This window comes from Cryobacterium sp. BB307 (assembly GCF_012274275.1).
In the GTDB taxonomy this organism is placed as follows: domain Bacteria; phylum Actinomycetota; class Actinomycetes; order Actinomycetales; family Microbacteriaceae; genus Terrimesophilobacter.
In genome coordinates, this window is sequence record NZ_JAANZA010000001.1 from 666652 (window position 1) to 679666 (window position 13015).

At 67.2% G+C, this 13015-nt stretch carries 13 protein-coding genes; 11 read left to right on the forward strand and 2 right to left on the reverse strand.

Annotated features, from left to right (window positions below; all coding sequences use genetic code 11):
• The first annotated feature begins 32 nt into the window (after positions 1-32).
• The 8 genes from HGK58_RS03270 (at position 33) to HGK58_RS03305 (ending at position 8495) form a co-directional block, all read left to right on the forward strand.
• Complete coding sequence (locus HGK58_RS03270; protein ID WP_168626095.1) at positions 33-611, forward strand: hypothetical protein; 579 nt, start codon at positions 33-35, stop codon at positions 609-611.
• A gap of 189 nt (positions 612-800) precedes the next feature.
• Positions 801-1937 (forward strand): hypothetical protein, encoded by a 1137-nt coding sequence (locus HGK58_RS03275; RefSeq protein WP_168626096.1) that lies wholly within the window; start codon positions 801-803, stop codon positions 1935-1937.
• On the forward strand, positions 1934-2737 hold the full coding sequence (locus tag HGK58_RS03280) for a WecB/TagA/CpsF family glycosyltransferase (RefSeq protein WP_210422586.1): 804 nt from the start codon (positions 1934-1936) through the stop codon (positions 2735-2737). Before HGK58_RS03275 ends, HGK58_RS03280 begins: the two co-directional genes overlap by 4 nt.
• 1 nt (position 2738) lies before the next feature.
• Positions 2739-3995 carry a UDP-N-acetyl-D-mannosamine dehydrogenase gene (gene wecC / locus HGK58_RS03285; protein WP_168626097.1) on the forward strand — a complete coding sequence of 419 codons (1257 nt, stop codon included), beginning with the start codon at positions 2739-2741 and terminating at the stop codon, positions 3993-3995.
• Between the two features lie 8 nt (positions 3996-4003).
• Positions 4004-5218, forward strand: coding sequence for a UDP-N-acetylglucosamine 2-epimerase (non-hydrolyzing) (wecB, locus tag HGK58_RS03290; RefSeq protein WP_168626098.1), 1215 nt, complete (start codon positions 4004-4006; stop codon positions 5216-5218).
• Positions 5219-6223 carry a right-handed parallel beta-helix repeat-containing protein gene (locus HGK58_RS03295; protein WP_168626099.1) on the forward strand — a complete coding sequence of 335 codons (1005 nt, stop codon included), beginning with the start codon at positions 5219-5221 and terminating at the stop codon, positions 6221-6223. It begins immediately after the preceding gene.
• 41 nt (positions 6224-6264) lie between these two features.
• Positions 6265-7407 (forward strand): GNAT family N-acetyltransferase, encoded by a 1143-nt coding sequence (locus tag HGK58_RS14010; protein ID WP_168626100.1) that lies wholly within the window; start codon positions 6265-6267, stop codon positions 7405-7407.
• Positions 7368-8495: a glycosyltransferase family 4 protein gene (locus tag HGK58_RS03305; RefSeq protein WP_168626101.1), complete on the forward strand. Its 1128-nt coding sequence runs from the start codon at positions 7368-7370 to the stop codon at positions 8493-8495. The genes HGK58_RS14010 and HGK58_RS03305 overlap by 40 nt, the downstream gene beginning before the upstream one ends.
• On the opposite strand, the gene HGK58_RS03310 is transcribed toward HGK58_RS03305, so the two are convergent.
• On the reverse strand, positions 8454-9359 hold the full coding sequence (locus HGK58_RS03310) for a glycosyltransferase family 2 protein (protein ID WP_168626102.1): 906 nt from the start codon (positions 9357-9359) through the stop codon (positions 8454-8456). The genes HGK58_RS03305 and HGK58_RS03310 overlap by 42 nt on opposite strands.
• Before the next feature lie 68 nt (positions 9360-9427).
• Here HGK58_RS03310 and HGK58_RS03315 point away from each other — a divergent pair, with 68 nt between their 5' ends.
• Positions 9428-10267, forward strand: coding sequence for a glycosyltransferase family 2 protein (locus HGK58_RS03315; protein ID WP_168626103.1), 840 nt, complete (start codon positions 9428-9430; stop codon positions 10265-10267).
• Positions 10264-11433, forward strand: coding sequence for a glycosyltransferase (locus tag HGK58_RS03320; protein WP_168626104.1), 1170 nt, complete (start codon positions 10264-10266; stop codon positions 11431-11433). The genes HGK58_RS03315 and HGK58_RS03320 overlap by 4 nt, the downstream gene beginning before the upstream one ends.
• A gap of 3 nt (positions 11434-11436) precedes the next feature.
• Here HGK58_RS03320 and HGK58_RS03325 read toward each other — a convergent pair whose 3' ends face one another.
• Positions 11437-12078 (reverse strand): hypothetical protein, encoded by a 642-nt coding sequence (locus HGK58_RS03325; protein WP_168626105.1) that lies wholly within the window; start codon positions 12076-12078, stop codon positions 11437-11439.
• Positions 12079-12147: 69 nt separating this feature from the next.
• On the opposite strand from HGK58_RS03325, the gene HGK58_RS03330 reads away from it, so the two are divergent.
• Positions 12148-12969, forward strand: a complete 822-nt coding sequence (locus tag HGK58_RS03330) for a hypothetical protein (RefSeq protein ID WP_168626106.1) — start codon at positions 12148-12150, stop codon at positions 12967-12969.
• The last annotated feature ends 46 nt before the right edge of the window (positions 12970-13015 follow it).

Here is a 13015-nt window from a genome sequence, read left to right on the forward strand (position 1 = left end):
AGAACGGCGGCGGTCGGGCCTACTGTTTGTCCATGGCACGCAGGCGCAGGCTGGTAATCGTGATCGGTGCCGTGCTTGCCATGCTCGTTGTCGGCGCGGTCGTCGCCTTCACCATCGCGGGCGGGGGACCGGCCGGCAACTCGGATGCGGCCGATGAGACACCGACGTCGATCCCAGGTCAAGAGGTGGACAACACCAACCCACCCGGCGACGCTCCGACCAGCCTGCCTCTTCCGCCCACCGACGATGACCCCCTCGTCACCCGCCCGCTCCCGAAATCCGGGGCGGCCGAGGGTGAACTCGTCCCCGGCTTCCCCTCCGACTTGCTACCCACTCCCGCCGGCGCGACGGTGATCAGCAGCTCCGTCGCCACCGAGGGTGATCACATGCAGGCCGGCGTGGCCGCGACCTCCACGCTGACCCCCGACGAGGTGGTCGCGTTCTATCGGGCCGCCTACGCATCGCTCGGCCTCACCGATCGCCCGATGAACGCCATTCCCGGGTCCAGCGCGTACGCGTTCTCCCGCGGCGACAACACGATCACGCTCACCGTCACGCCCGCGGAATCCGGCAGCGCCTTCTCCCTGTTCGGCGCGTTCCGCGCCGGCTGACCCGTTCCACCCATTTGCCACCCGTTCGGGGGTCAGTGACTCGCGAATCGACGCGCTACCCTCCTACATACGTAACGCAAACGAGGGGCATCGCCGACAGTGACGTTGGCATAAGCCATCGTCGTGGAGCGCTCATCAGGGAGACGACGCTCCGCTCATCCGAGTACCTGTAGACCCGAAATGCAGGCTATGTTCAGTGACCCGATTTACTCCGGTCTACCCGACTGGACGCCCACCGCGGAGCGCGCCAGCGCGCTGATTCCGCTGGCCACTACCGGCCTGGCGGCCGCCTACCTGGCTGCAACCGCAGAATTCGCTCAGACCCTGCGGCTGCGACTCCCGGACGGACCGGTACAGCGCGAGGGGACCAACCTCCGCTACGCGGCGATCGCGGCGCTTGGCCTTTCCCGCGCCGGGGCCGCGCGCAGCGACCTCGTGCTCCGCGGCAAGCCCCTCGACAGCTTCACCCGCACCATCGTCGACCGCGCCGGGAACGGCGCCGAGTCCGGCGCGGTCGCACTGGCGGCGTGGGCGGTGGCGGAGGTGCTCGGCGAGCCGAGCCGCTCCCTCCTCGACCGGATGCGTGAGCTGCTGACGGCCGACCGGCCCATCCCCGTTGTTGACACAGCCTGGATGCTCACCGCCGCCGTCGCCTCGGACGACTCGGAACTCGCCGCGCTTGCGCGCGACGCGCTGCTGGGGGCACAGGGCGGCGACGGCATCTTCCCGCACGCCATCCCGGCGGCCTCACTGGGCCGATGGCGTGCCCATGTCGGCTGCTTCGCCGACCAGATCTATCCCATTCAGGCGTTGGCCCGCTTCGCGGCGCAATTCAACGACGCCGAGGCGCTGGCGGCGGCGAACCGCACCGCCGCCAGGATCTGCGAGGTGCAGGGATCCGCCGGTCAGTGGTGGTGGCATTACGACGCGCGCGATGGATCCGTCGTGGAGCAGTATCCGGTGTACAGCGTCCACCAGCACGGGATGGCGCCGATGGCGCTGTTCGATCTCGCCGCGGCTGGGGGAGTCGACCACCTGGACGCGATCGACCTTGGCTTCCGCTGGCTGACCACTCGCCCGGAGACGACCGAGCCGCTGATCTCCGGACGCCATTCGCTCATCTGGCGGAAGGTCGGCCGGAGGGAACCACCGAAGTTCGTCCGCAAGGCGTCGGCCGTCACCACCTCTGTGCGCCCCGGGTGGCGACTTCCGGCCAGAGACACGCTGTTCCCACCGGGACCCATCGATCACGAGTGCCGACCGTACGAACTGGGTTGGCTGCTCTACTCGTGGGCGTCGCAGCCAATCGCGAAGGAGACACCATGACCGAAGCCAGCTACCAGCTCGGCATCCGCCAGCCGCTCTATGGGTTGCTGGTGAATGCCATGACCATGGAGCAGGTGCTTGAGGAGGCCGCCCAGCACGCCGCGGACCGGAGCCGATTCCTGATCGGCGTGGTCAACGCGGCCAAGATCGTCAAGCTGCGCAAGGACGCGCTGCTGCGTGAATCGCTGCTGGTCCCGGACGTCGTCCTGGCCGACGGTCAGGCCGTGGTGTGGGCAAGTCGACTGCTGGGCCACCCGCTTCCGGAGCGGGTCGCGGGCATCGACCTGTTCGAGCGGTTGCTGGCTCTCGCCGACGATGAACGTCGCTCGGTGTACTTCCTCGGCGCGCGGCAGGAAGTGCTGGAGGCCATGGTCGAACGCGTGCGATCCAGGTACCCGAAGCTGGTCATCGCCGGCTACCGAGACGGCTACTTCCCAAGCGATGAATCCGCTGCTGTCGCCGCCGCGATCGAAGCTACAGGAGCCGACATGCTGTTCCTCGGCATGACGACGCCGAAGAAGGAGATCTTCCTCGCCGAGCATGGCGAATCGCTCGGCGTGCCGATCCAGCACGGCGTTGGGGGCTCCTTCGACATCCTCGCCGGGATCACCAAACGGGCCCCGGAGCGCTGGCAGCGGATGGGCCTCGAGTGGGCCTACCGCCTGCTGCAGGAACCGCGCCGATTGTTCGCGCGCTACGCATCCACCAACGCCGCCTTCATCGCGCTGACGGTGCGGGAACGCTTCCGCCCCACCGCGCCCTACCGGCTCACCGGCGCGTCAGCGGAACAGGAGGACTGAGATGGACGAGCCGTTCTCCGGTCGCGTCGCGATTCTCGGGCTGGGCTACATCGGCCTGCCGACCGCGGTCGCCCTTGCCACCCGCGGCATCGAGGTCATCGGCGTCGACATCAACGAGGAGACGGTCAAGGCGGTGTCCGAAGGGCACGTGCCCTTCGTCGAGCCGGATCTGGCGATCGGCGTGAGTGGCGCCGTGAGCGTCGGACGTCTCACCGCCACCACGACCGTGCCGGAGGCGGATGCCTTCATCATCGCGGTGCCGACCCCGTTCCTGGGCGACAAGACCGCCGACCTGTCGGCCATTCAGGCGGCGGCCACCCAGGTCGCGCCGAAGCTGAAGCCAGGCGATCTGGTCGTGCTCGAGTCCACCTCGCCGCCCGGCACGACCGAGCAGGTCAGCCGGTGGATCGGCGAACTGCGGCCCGACCTGAAGATGCCGCACGACACCGAGGGAGTGCCGGACATCTGTGTCGCCCACTGCCCGGAGCGGGTCCTTCCCGGTCGCATCATGATCGAGATCGTCACCAACGACCGAGTCATCGGCGGCGTCACCCGGCGCTGCGCGGAACGCGCGGCCAGTCTCTACCGGGTGTTCACGCACGGCGACATCCTGACGACGGATGCCGCGAGTGCCGAAATGGCGAAGCTGGTGGAGAACTCCTATCGTGACGTCAACATCGCGTTCGCCAACGAGCTCTCCCTGATCAGCGATCGGCTGAAGCTCGACGTCTGGGAGATCATCCGGCTCGCCAACCACCACCCGCGCGTCAACATCCTCACGCCCGGCCCGGGTGTCGGTGGGCACTGCATCGCCGTCGATCCGTGGTTCATCGTCGGTGTCGCGCCCGATCTTGCGAGGCTCGTGCGGGTCGCGCGTGAGGTGAACGACTCCAAGCCGCACCATGTTGCGCGGCAGGTGCTCGAACGCGCCTCCAGGTTCCGGGACCCGACGATCGCGTGCCTTGGCCTCACGTTCAAGGCCAATGTCGACGACATGCGGGAGAGTCCGGCCGTCGACGTCGTGACGGCGATCGCCGACGCGGACCCGGATGTCGATATCCGGGTCGTCGAACCGTTCAGCAACTCCCTGCCACCCGCGCTCGAAGGACGCGCCCGGGTGCGCATGCAGCCGACGGGCGAGGCTATCGATGACGCCGACATTGTCGTGCTCCTGGTCGATCACGACCAGTTCAAGGCGATCCCGCGGTCGCGGCTCGAGGGACGCGTGGTGTTCGACACCCGCGGGGCATGGCGCTGAGGGATGCCATGCGCAAGGTCCTCGTGGTTTACGGAACGCGTCCTGAGGCGATCAAGCTCGCGCCGGTGGTGCACGCGCTCGCCGCGTCCGACCACCTGAGCCCGGTGGTCGCGGTCACCGGCCAGCACCGCTCGATGCTCGACCAGGTGAACTCCCTGTTCGGGATCGAACCGCACTACGACCTCGACCTCATCCGGGATCGCCCGAATCTGGCTGGCATCACCTCCGGCGTGCTGACCGGCCTGGAACCGATCATCGCCAAGGAGCACCCGGACCTGGTGATCGTGCAGGGGGACACCACGACGGTGTTCGCCGCCGCGCTCGCGGCCTTCTACGCCCAGGTTCCGGTCGCACACGTCGAGGCCGGGCTGCGCACCGGGGAACGCTACAACCCCTATCCGGAGGAGATCAACAGGCACCTCACCACCTCTCTGGCGTCCCTGCACTTCGCTCCAACCCGCACCTCGCGCGCGAACCTGCTGGCAGAGGGCGTGCGGGACTTCGACATCCACGTCACCGGCAACACGGTGATCGACGCACTGCTGGATATCGCTGCGCGCGGCCTGCCGAGCACGGATGCGTCCCTTGCGCGTCTGAATGGGGCCAGCCGGGTCATCTCGGTGACCAGCCATCGTCGCGAGAACTGGGGCGAGCCGATGGCGCGCACCGGGCGGGCGCTCGCCAGGCTGGCACGGCAGTACCCGGACACCCTGGTGGTGCTGCCAGCGCACATGAACCCGATCGTGCGCGAGTCGTTGCTGCCGCCGCTGAAGGGTCTCGACAACGTGCTGGTGACCGAGCCGCTGGACTACGTGGACATGGTGAACACTCTCGCCGCGTCGCACATCGTCATCACCGACAGCGGCGGCATCCAGGAGGAGGCGCCCAGCCTGGGCAAGCCCGTGCTCGTCCTCCGCGACACGACGGAGAGACCCGAAGCCGTCGATGCCGGCACGGTGCGGCTGATCGGAACCGATGAGGACCGCATCGTCAGCGAGGTCGGCCGACTGATGAGTGACCCGGATGCCCACCTCCAGATGGCGCGCGCCGTCAACCCGTACGGCGATGGGCACGCATCCGCCCGCATTGTCGCCGCGATCGAGCACTTCTTCGGGCAGGGCGCCCGCCCGGAGCCGTTTGTGGCGGCGCCGGCCGCCCGCGGACCAGCGCACGCGCGTGTGGCAACAGCCGAGTACGAGGCGATAGAGACCCGGGTGTTCTGAATGAGTCGACACGCTGGAGGGCAGGATGCTGCTGCCACGCGCAAGACGGTGAAGCTCGCGGCGACAGTCGGCGCCGCGAGCGCGGTGGTGGCCGGCCTGGTGGCGTTGCCGATGCTGACCGGAGGGCGCACAGGCGGGGACCGCGCGCCCAATCCCAACCCCACCTCTGAACCATCCGCATCACGTGAGGTGACCATGCCAGCCAGCCCGTTCGCAGGCGCGGCGAACACCGGCCCGCTGGCCGCCGGCTTCAATCCGACCCAGCCCTACACCGGCCCGATGACCATCACCCAATCGGGCACCGTCATCCGGGACAAGGTGATTCCGGCCGGCCTGCGCGTGGAAGCGGACAATGTCACCATCCAGGGCAACCTCATCACCGGGCCGACGGATCCGGACTGGGACCAGGCGGCACTGCACGTCGAGGGTCGAAACGTGGAGATCATCGACAATGAGATCCGCGGCGAATCGGCAACCGACTGGCGGATGACGCCGGTGAACGGGGTGAAGCTCGTCGGCGACGGCGTCGACTTCAGTCGCAACAACGTGCACCAGATCGCAGGAGACGGCGTAAGCCTTTATGGGGCAGGAGCGAATGTCGTAGGGAACTGGGTGCACGACTTCGTGCTGCGCGACGGTGGAGTGCACTATGACGGCCTGCACTACCCGCTGGACTCCCTGGCAGGGGCAGGACTGATCAAGGACAACACCGTCGAGCTGTGGATCACCGACTCCGCCGACAGCGGCATGACGGCGGCGATCGCGATTCCCGACTCATCGCCGGGCCTGGTGGTCGAGCACAACCTCATCGCGGGAGGCAATTACGCCCTGATGGGCGGGGGAGCCGGCGCCGTGTTTCAAGGCAACGCGTTCTGGACCAAGTTCTCCTCCAAAGTCGGCTACTTCGGTGCCGTGGCGTATGTGGGTGATCACGGAACTGTGGAGTGGACGGGAAACGCCTACAGCGACGATGGCGCCACAACTAAGGGCTCGGTGCGCCCGTGACTGTCGAGCCGGCTCACAAGCCGCTGGAGACGATTGTGTCCGTGGCGAAGTCCCGTGACGAGGTGGAAGCGCTTCGCCCGCTGTGGGAGAGCCTGCCCATTCGGAATCTTGACGCAGACATTGACTACTTCCTCACCGTCGTGTCGCATCACCCGTGGGTGATCAGCCCCTATGTCGTGCGCGTACAACCGCCCGCTCGCGACCCGATGCTGGTCGTTGCGCGCCTCGAGCGTCACGAGTTCCCGGTAGCCGTCGGGTATCGAACCCTGGTGCGGCCACGCCTGCGCACTGCTGTCATCTCGTTCGACGGATTCCTCGGGGCCGCGACGCCCGAGGATTTGGCCCTATGCGTCGACGCCCTCCAGCAGTCCCTTCGGCGACGCGATGCGGACGCGATCATGTTCCAGAAACTGGAAAGCGGCACGGACGCGCAGCGAGCGGTGCTCGATCGAGCCGGGGCCATCACCCGGGTGCGTGGAATCCAGCCGATGACGCGTTGGCTTGTCGACGTGCCGGACACAATGGATGCTTTCATGTCGCGACGTTCGTCCTCATCACGGCAGCGGATCCGCACCGACAACCGCCGCCTGCTCAGGAAATACGCCGAGGTTCGCGTCGAGCGTCTTCATGAGCGCGACGTTGAATTCATGCTCGAGGAGTTGGAGAGGGTCTCGAGCAAGGCCTACCAACGCGCTCTGGGTGTTGGCGGGACCAACACCGCGCTCGGCCGGGAGCTGATCGCGACCTGCCACCGGAAGGGCGCTCTGCGCGCATGGATGCTCTACCTGGATGGCGCGCCAGTCGCTTTCTGGCTGGGCAGCCTGCAGGGCGGAATCTTCTCAATCGACTCGCCGGCGTTCGACCCGGACTACACCAAGGACAGCGTCGGCATGTACGCCATGTACGCGATGGTCGAGGACCTGTGCGCTGACCCGCTGGTCACGGTGCTCGATTTCGGGCACGGCGATGCTGAGTACAAGCGCCGCTGGGCGAACCGCACAACCACCCTGCGTGACGAAACGTTCGTCGCAGCCAGGCCGCTGCCCGTGCTCACCGCGCTCCTGCTCAGCGGGCTTTACTCGGCTCGCGCGTTTGCCTACCGCACAGCGCGGGACACCCGGTTCGGCGCGGGATTGCGGCGTGCATGGCGTTCGCGACTGACGACGAAGAGCTCGGGAACCTGAGCATGCCGACCGAATCGCGTCGCCGGGTGAACGTGTTGTTCCGGTCCGAGATCGACATTGACGACTGGCGCGCCGCGAACGCACGGGGTGAGCGGCCGGATGCCACCCCGTACGGCCTCCACCGAATCGCCGAACACGGTTTCGATGTGGCATGGGACCCGGCGTTTCCGGTCTCCACGCTGCACAAGCTCGCCGTGCTCGCACCCCAGCCGGCTCGCTCGGGCCGTGACGCGCTGTCGCTTGCCTGGGATGAGCACACTGCGCTCCGGATGCAGGCTGCCAACCGGCCGGGACCGCAAGCGTGTGGCGTGATCTGGGCGACCGACGGTCTGGGGGATCCGAGCATCCGTGGACGCCTGCAGCTTGCTGTCATGCGCCGGGTGCTGCGCCGGATGACGTTGCTGTGGTGCCTGAGCCGGGCCCAGCTGGCACCGCTGGCCGATTGGCTCGAGGTTGACCCGGCCGGCATCCGGTTCATCCGGTTCGGGATTGACACCGATTTCTTCACCCCGGGGTCGCCGCCGGCGACGCCGATGATCCTCAGCCTCGGCAATGACCAGGATCGCGACCCGCAAACGCTGTTGCGGGCATTCTCGCTCGTTCGCGCGCGCTTGCCCGACGTTCAGCTTCGACTGCAGTCCAAGGCAGATTTCGCTCTTCCCGAGGGTGCGACGCGCGTGCCTCACCTGCCGCATGCGGCGCTACGCGATGAGTATGCCCGCGCCAGTGTTGTCGCGGTTGCCACCAGGCCGAACCTGCACGTCTCTGGGATGACCACCGTGCTCGAGGGCATGGCCTCGGCACGTCCGGTCGTCCTCAGCGACACGCCAGGCGCCGCCGACTACGTCGCTGATGACCACTGGGGATATCGCGCGGCGCCCGGCGACCCCCAGAGCCTTGCGGAGGCGATGATCAAGGCACTCGATCCCGAGACCGGCGCCCGCCTTGGCGCGGCGGGACGGCGCGCGGCCGAGGAAGGCTTTTCGTCGCGGCACATGGTCGCGGCTTTGGCAGCGGCGCTGCACGAGACCATCGATCGATCCCCGTCAGTCGCCCGGCTGCGCCACGACACCGCGCCTACCGAGTAGTGCCCACAACGCCGCGCGGTGCACCCGACTGCGGCAGCGCAACAACTCTCCCGCTGTCACAGCGAGCCAGAACATCGCACTTCGCAGCGCACCGTGCCTGGAGCGGTACAGCTTCACGCGGTTGCGCGTCAGAAGGGCGAAGAGCGCGGGCGCTTCGTGCGACTCGCCTTCCAGGTGAACGACCTGCGCCGCCGGTGTGTATCGGATGACGAAGCCGGCGTCCCGGGCGCGCAGCGCGTAGTCGGTCTCCTCCGAGTACAGGAAGTAGGTCTCGTCCCATTCGCCCACCGCTGATGCGCACTCGCGTGAGATGAGCATCGCGGCCCCTGTGGCCCAGTCCACGGTCCGCTCAATTCGGTAGGCGTCCTCGTGTCGCTCCACCTCGCCAAGGTGATGGAACCTGCCTGCTCGGTTACCGCCGAGCAGTGCCTCCCCCCACGCGCGCAGCACTGTGGGGTCGCGGCGAATCGAGTACCGCACCCCACCGGTGCCGTCGACGAGGCGGGGGACGACGATGCCGGATCCGCCGGAGGCGAGCGTGTCGGCCATGATCTGCACCGCATCAGGGTCGAGCCGGAGGTCGGGGTTGAGAACAAGGTAGGCGTCGCAATCTTCCGCCCGCCTGATGCCCGCGTTCACGCCCGCGGCATAGCCGGCGTTCCGTCCAGTCGAGACCAGCACCGCGCTCGGCATCACCCGATGCACCACCTCGAGTGTTGCATCCGCCGATTCGTTGTCGACCACGATGACCTGGAGCTCACCGTTGAAGCGAGACGCCTGAACGGAGGTGAGGAACTCGGCGATGACCGACGCGCTGTTCCAGGTGACAGTGATCACCGCGATTCGCTGTGCGGTGTGCGTCAACGCCGCCCCCTCGCCCCAGGTGAGCAAACGTCCTGGTTCGAGCAGGAGCCTATCGCTATGCTTCGAGCATGTCACCGGGAGGACGGTACGCAACTGTCGTCATCCCCGCGCACAATGAGGAGCGCGGCCTGCGGCGCCTGCTGCCGTCGCTGACGAGCGGGGCGGTTCACACACCGCGAGTTCTGGTGATCTGCAACGGTTGCACGGATGGCAGCGCGACAGAGGCCACTCGTCATGGCCCGGCCGTCGAGCTGGTGGAACTCGTCGAGGCGTCGAAGGCCGCAGCCCTCAAGGCCGGAGGTGAGCGGGTAACCGACTTCCCCGTGGCGTTCGTCGATGCCGACGTTGACATCGATGCTGCGAGTGTTGCCGCGCTTGCCGCGGCCCTGGACGAGCCTGGGGTGCTCGCGGTCGGCCCGGCGCGCCTGCTCGACCGTGTTGGTGTCTCGCTCCCCGCACGCTGGTACTACGACGTCTGGGAGCGCCTGCCTGCGGTGCGATCCGGACTGTTCGGGCGTGGTGTGATCATGCTGTCCGAGGAGGGCTACCGGCGTGTGGCCGCCCTTCCGGAATTCATCTCGGATGATCTCGCGTATTCGGAAGCGTTCCACCCTTCCGAACGCCAGATTGTCGATGCCGCAGTGGTCAGGATCTGGCCGGCGCGTACGTGGCGGGCCCTCTTGCTGCGCCGGGTGCGCGTTGTCCAGGGCAACAGGCAGCTGAGCGATGCGGGTGCGCGCTCTGATGCTGCAGTGACGAGCCCTCGTGACCTGATGGCCATTGCGGGACGCGAGCCGCGGCTCCTGCTGCCGGTGGCGCTTTTCGCGGTAACCGCGCTGATCGCACGGCAGCGAGCGCGGCGCCACAAGGTCGAATGGACGCGGGACGAGACGAGTCGCGCCGGATGACCAGGGAACCCAGGGAGATGGGCGGCCAAGCCGAGTCGCCCGAGCTGGTTGTCATCGCGTCGGGCACATCGTGGGACGACAATTGGCTCTCGGAGAAACACCTCGCCCTTCACCTCTCCAAGCATGTGCCGGTCCTGTTCGTCGACCCGGCAGTGTCCATCCTCACGCCTCTGAAGAAGCCCGCTTTGCGAGCGTCGACCCGCGGCCCTCGGCTTCGTCGCATCGGCGAAGGGCTGTACCGACTCACTCCGCTGACGGTCCCCGGGATCGGTCGCCCTGGACTGCGCGAAGTCGGCGAGTGGGTGACCCGACGCGCGATCGCCCGAGCAGTCAAGCGACTGGGCGGTGCCCGAGCGCTCATCGTCGGGTCGCTGGACCGCGTGTTCGACTCGGGTGCCGCTGGCCTCAAGGTGCTCTACGGCACTGACGACTGGACCACCGGCGGCGGCCTGATGAACATCTCAACGACCTGGTTGCGTCGCCGGGAGCAGGAACAGCTTGACGCCGCCGACGTTGTGGTGGCGGTCTCGGACCAGCTCGCCGAGCGCTGGGCGGCACCCGGTCGTCGGATTGTCGTCATCCCGAATGGCTGCGACACCGAGATGTTCGCGAATGTCGACTCCGCCCCCCTCCCAGACGAGGTGACCTTGCCGGATCCGATCGCGGGGTTCATCGGCCACCTGTCGGAGCGCATCGATCTTGACATGCTCGAGAAGGTCGCGGATGCCGGTGTGTCCCTCCTTCTTGTCGGCCCGCGCCAGCTGACGTTCGATGTCGCCCGGGTGTCCGACCTCCTGTCACGGCCGAACGTGCAGTGGATCGGCGCTCAGCCGTTCGAGAGGCTGCCGTCGTTCATGCGCCGCATCTCTGTCGGACTCACTCCCTACACGGATAGCGAGTTCAACCGCAGCAGCGATCCACTCAAGACGCTCGAGTATCTCGCCGCGGGTCGGCCAGCCGTGGTCAGCGACCTGCCGAGCGTACGTCGCATCCCGAGCGGTCTGGTCACGGTCGCAACGGATGCCGCAGACTTCGCCGCCAAGACACTGGAGGTTATCGGGTCGCGGCCAGATCCGGTTGTCGTGCTCGATAGGCAGCGCTTCGCGCGCGAGCAGAGCTGGGCCGCGCGAGCGGAGGCATTCCTTGCCTTGATCGGCTCGGATTGAGGGTCAGCGGGAGCGGCCAGGCTTACGTCGGGGCCGCCCCAGCGTCCCGAGCACTGCAAGGGTGGCAAGAAGTCCGGCGAGCGCGGTCAGACCAACCCCTCGCACCGTGTTTCCGCCGACTTCGCTGAGCTGTGGTTCCGAAGGGACCAATTGAGTGCGCACCCGAGAAGCAACGTCCAGCTGCTGCTCGTCTTGGAACTCGTCAATCGTGTCCTGCACGGTGTCGAGGGCGTGTTCCATCTGCGCACGCGCCCCATCCGGAGTATTTGCGACGGCCTGCACTTCGAGCACGGGGTCTTCGAAGCGGTACTCCCACTGGCTGCCTACGCTGGGTTGTCGAACCAGGTAGCCCTCACGGTACCCCTCGCCGACGATGGTCACCCTGTCGCTGACGTCACTGGCGTCGCCGCCGGAGCCCTGAACCGACGCGGCGACGGCTCCCGCGAGATCGATCAGGGACCGAGGAGCATCCGAGTACGCGTTCTGCACAGCGGATTCGGGGGGCAACAGGACGACGCTCGCTTGCGCGAAATAGACCGGCGGCGCCTGCATTACCCAGACGATTGCAACGCCGGTCAAGGCCAGGCCGGCAAGCGTGACGTACCACCTGCGAACCGCAATAGTGAGCAGATCCCATAACGTCATCAGCCGGCACCTCTCGTGACCGCGCTCTTTGTAGACCGTAGCGTAGAGTATGGCCAGTCCTCACGCCAAGTGACCGAGGGGCACAACGTGGACCTAGTGGAAATCTTCCGCGCAGTTGGACGACGTTGGTATGTGCTTTTCGCGGGCCTGGTTCTGACGGCTGGCGCCTGCGTTCTCATTTTCCGCGTCGTCCCTGTCACCTACGACATCACCTCTTCCGTGTTGCTGCTGCCGCCGTCGGTGCAGGAGGACGCGCAGGGCGAGCGGCAGATCGTCAACCCGTTCCTGAACCTCGGCGGCCTCGATGTTGCGGCCGGGGTGCTGGTGAAGGCGCTGACCGATTCGGCATCGGAGGAGCAGATAGTCCCGGAGGATTCGACGACCGAATACACGGTGGAGAAGGATGCCGGCGTTTCGGGTTCAGTCCTTCAGATCACGGTCAGCGCCGAATCGCCAGAGGTGGCCGTGGAGACGCTGAATCAGGTTCTCGACCTGGCTGAGGTCAGACTCGAGGAGTTGCAGGATCAGATCAACGCCGCGGAGAGATCCCAGGTCCGCCTCATGGTCGTTACTGACAACTCTGTGGCCGAGCCCAACTACTCGACGCTGATTCGCACGCTTATTGTCGTTGCGGGTGGCGGTCTGGCGGTCACGCTGCTCCTGGCGGTCGCTATCGACACGGCCGTTCGACGGAGACGGACGCGTGCTGAGGTGCCGGCGACACAGCCTGTGACCGTTTCACCCGCGGCGGCAGCGACAAAAGACGCGTCACCGCGGCCGCCGATGCCTGGGCGCCCGTCACCTCCGTTGGTTGATCAGTTCCTGGATGGCCGCGCTGGCAACGGTGGCCCCAGCAGCAAGCAGACCCGACCCGAGCGAAAGCCTGGGTAGCCGTGACCGGAGTGCTGCCGCGGAGGACCGGTGAGTCGCGGTGGGC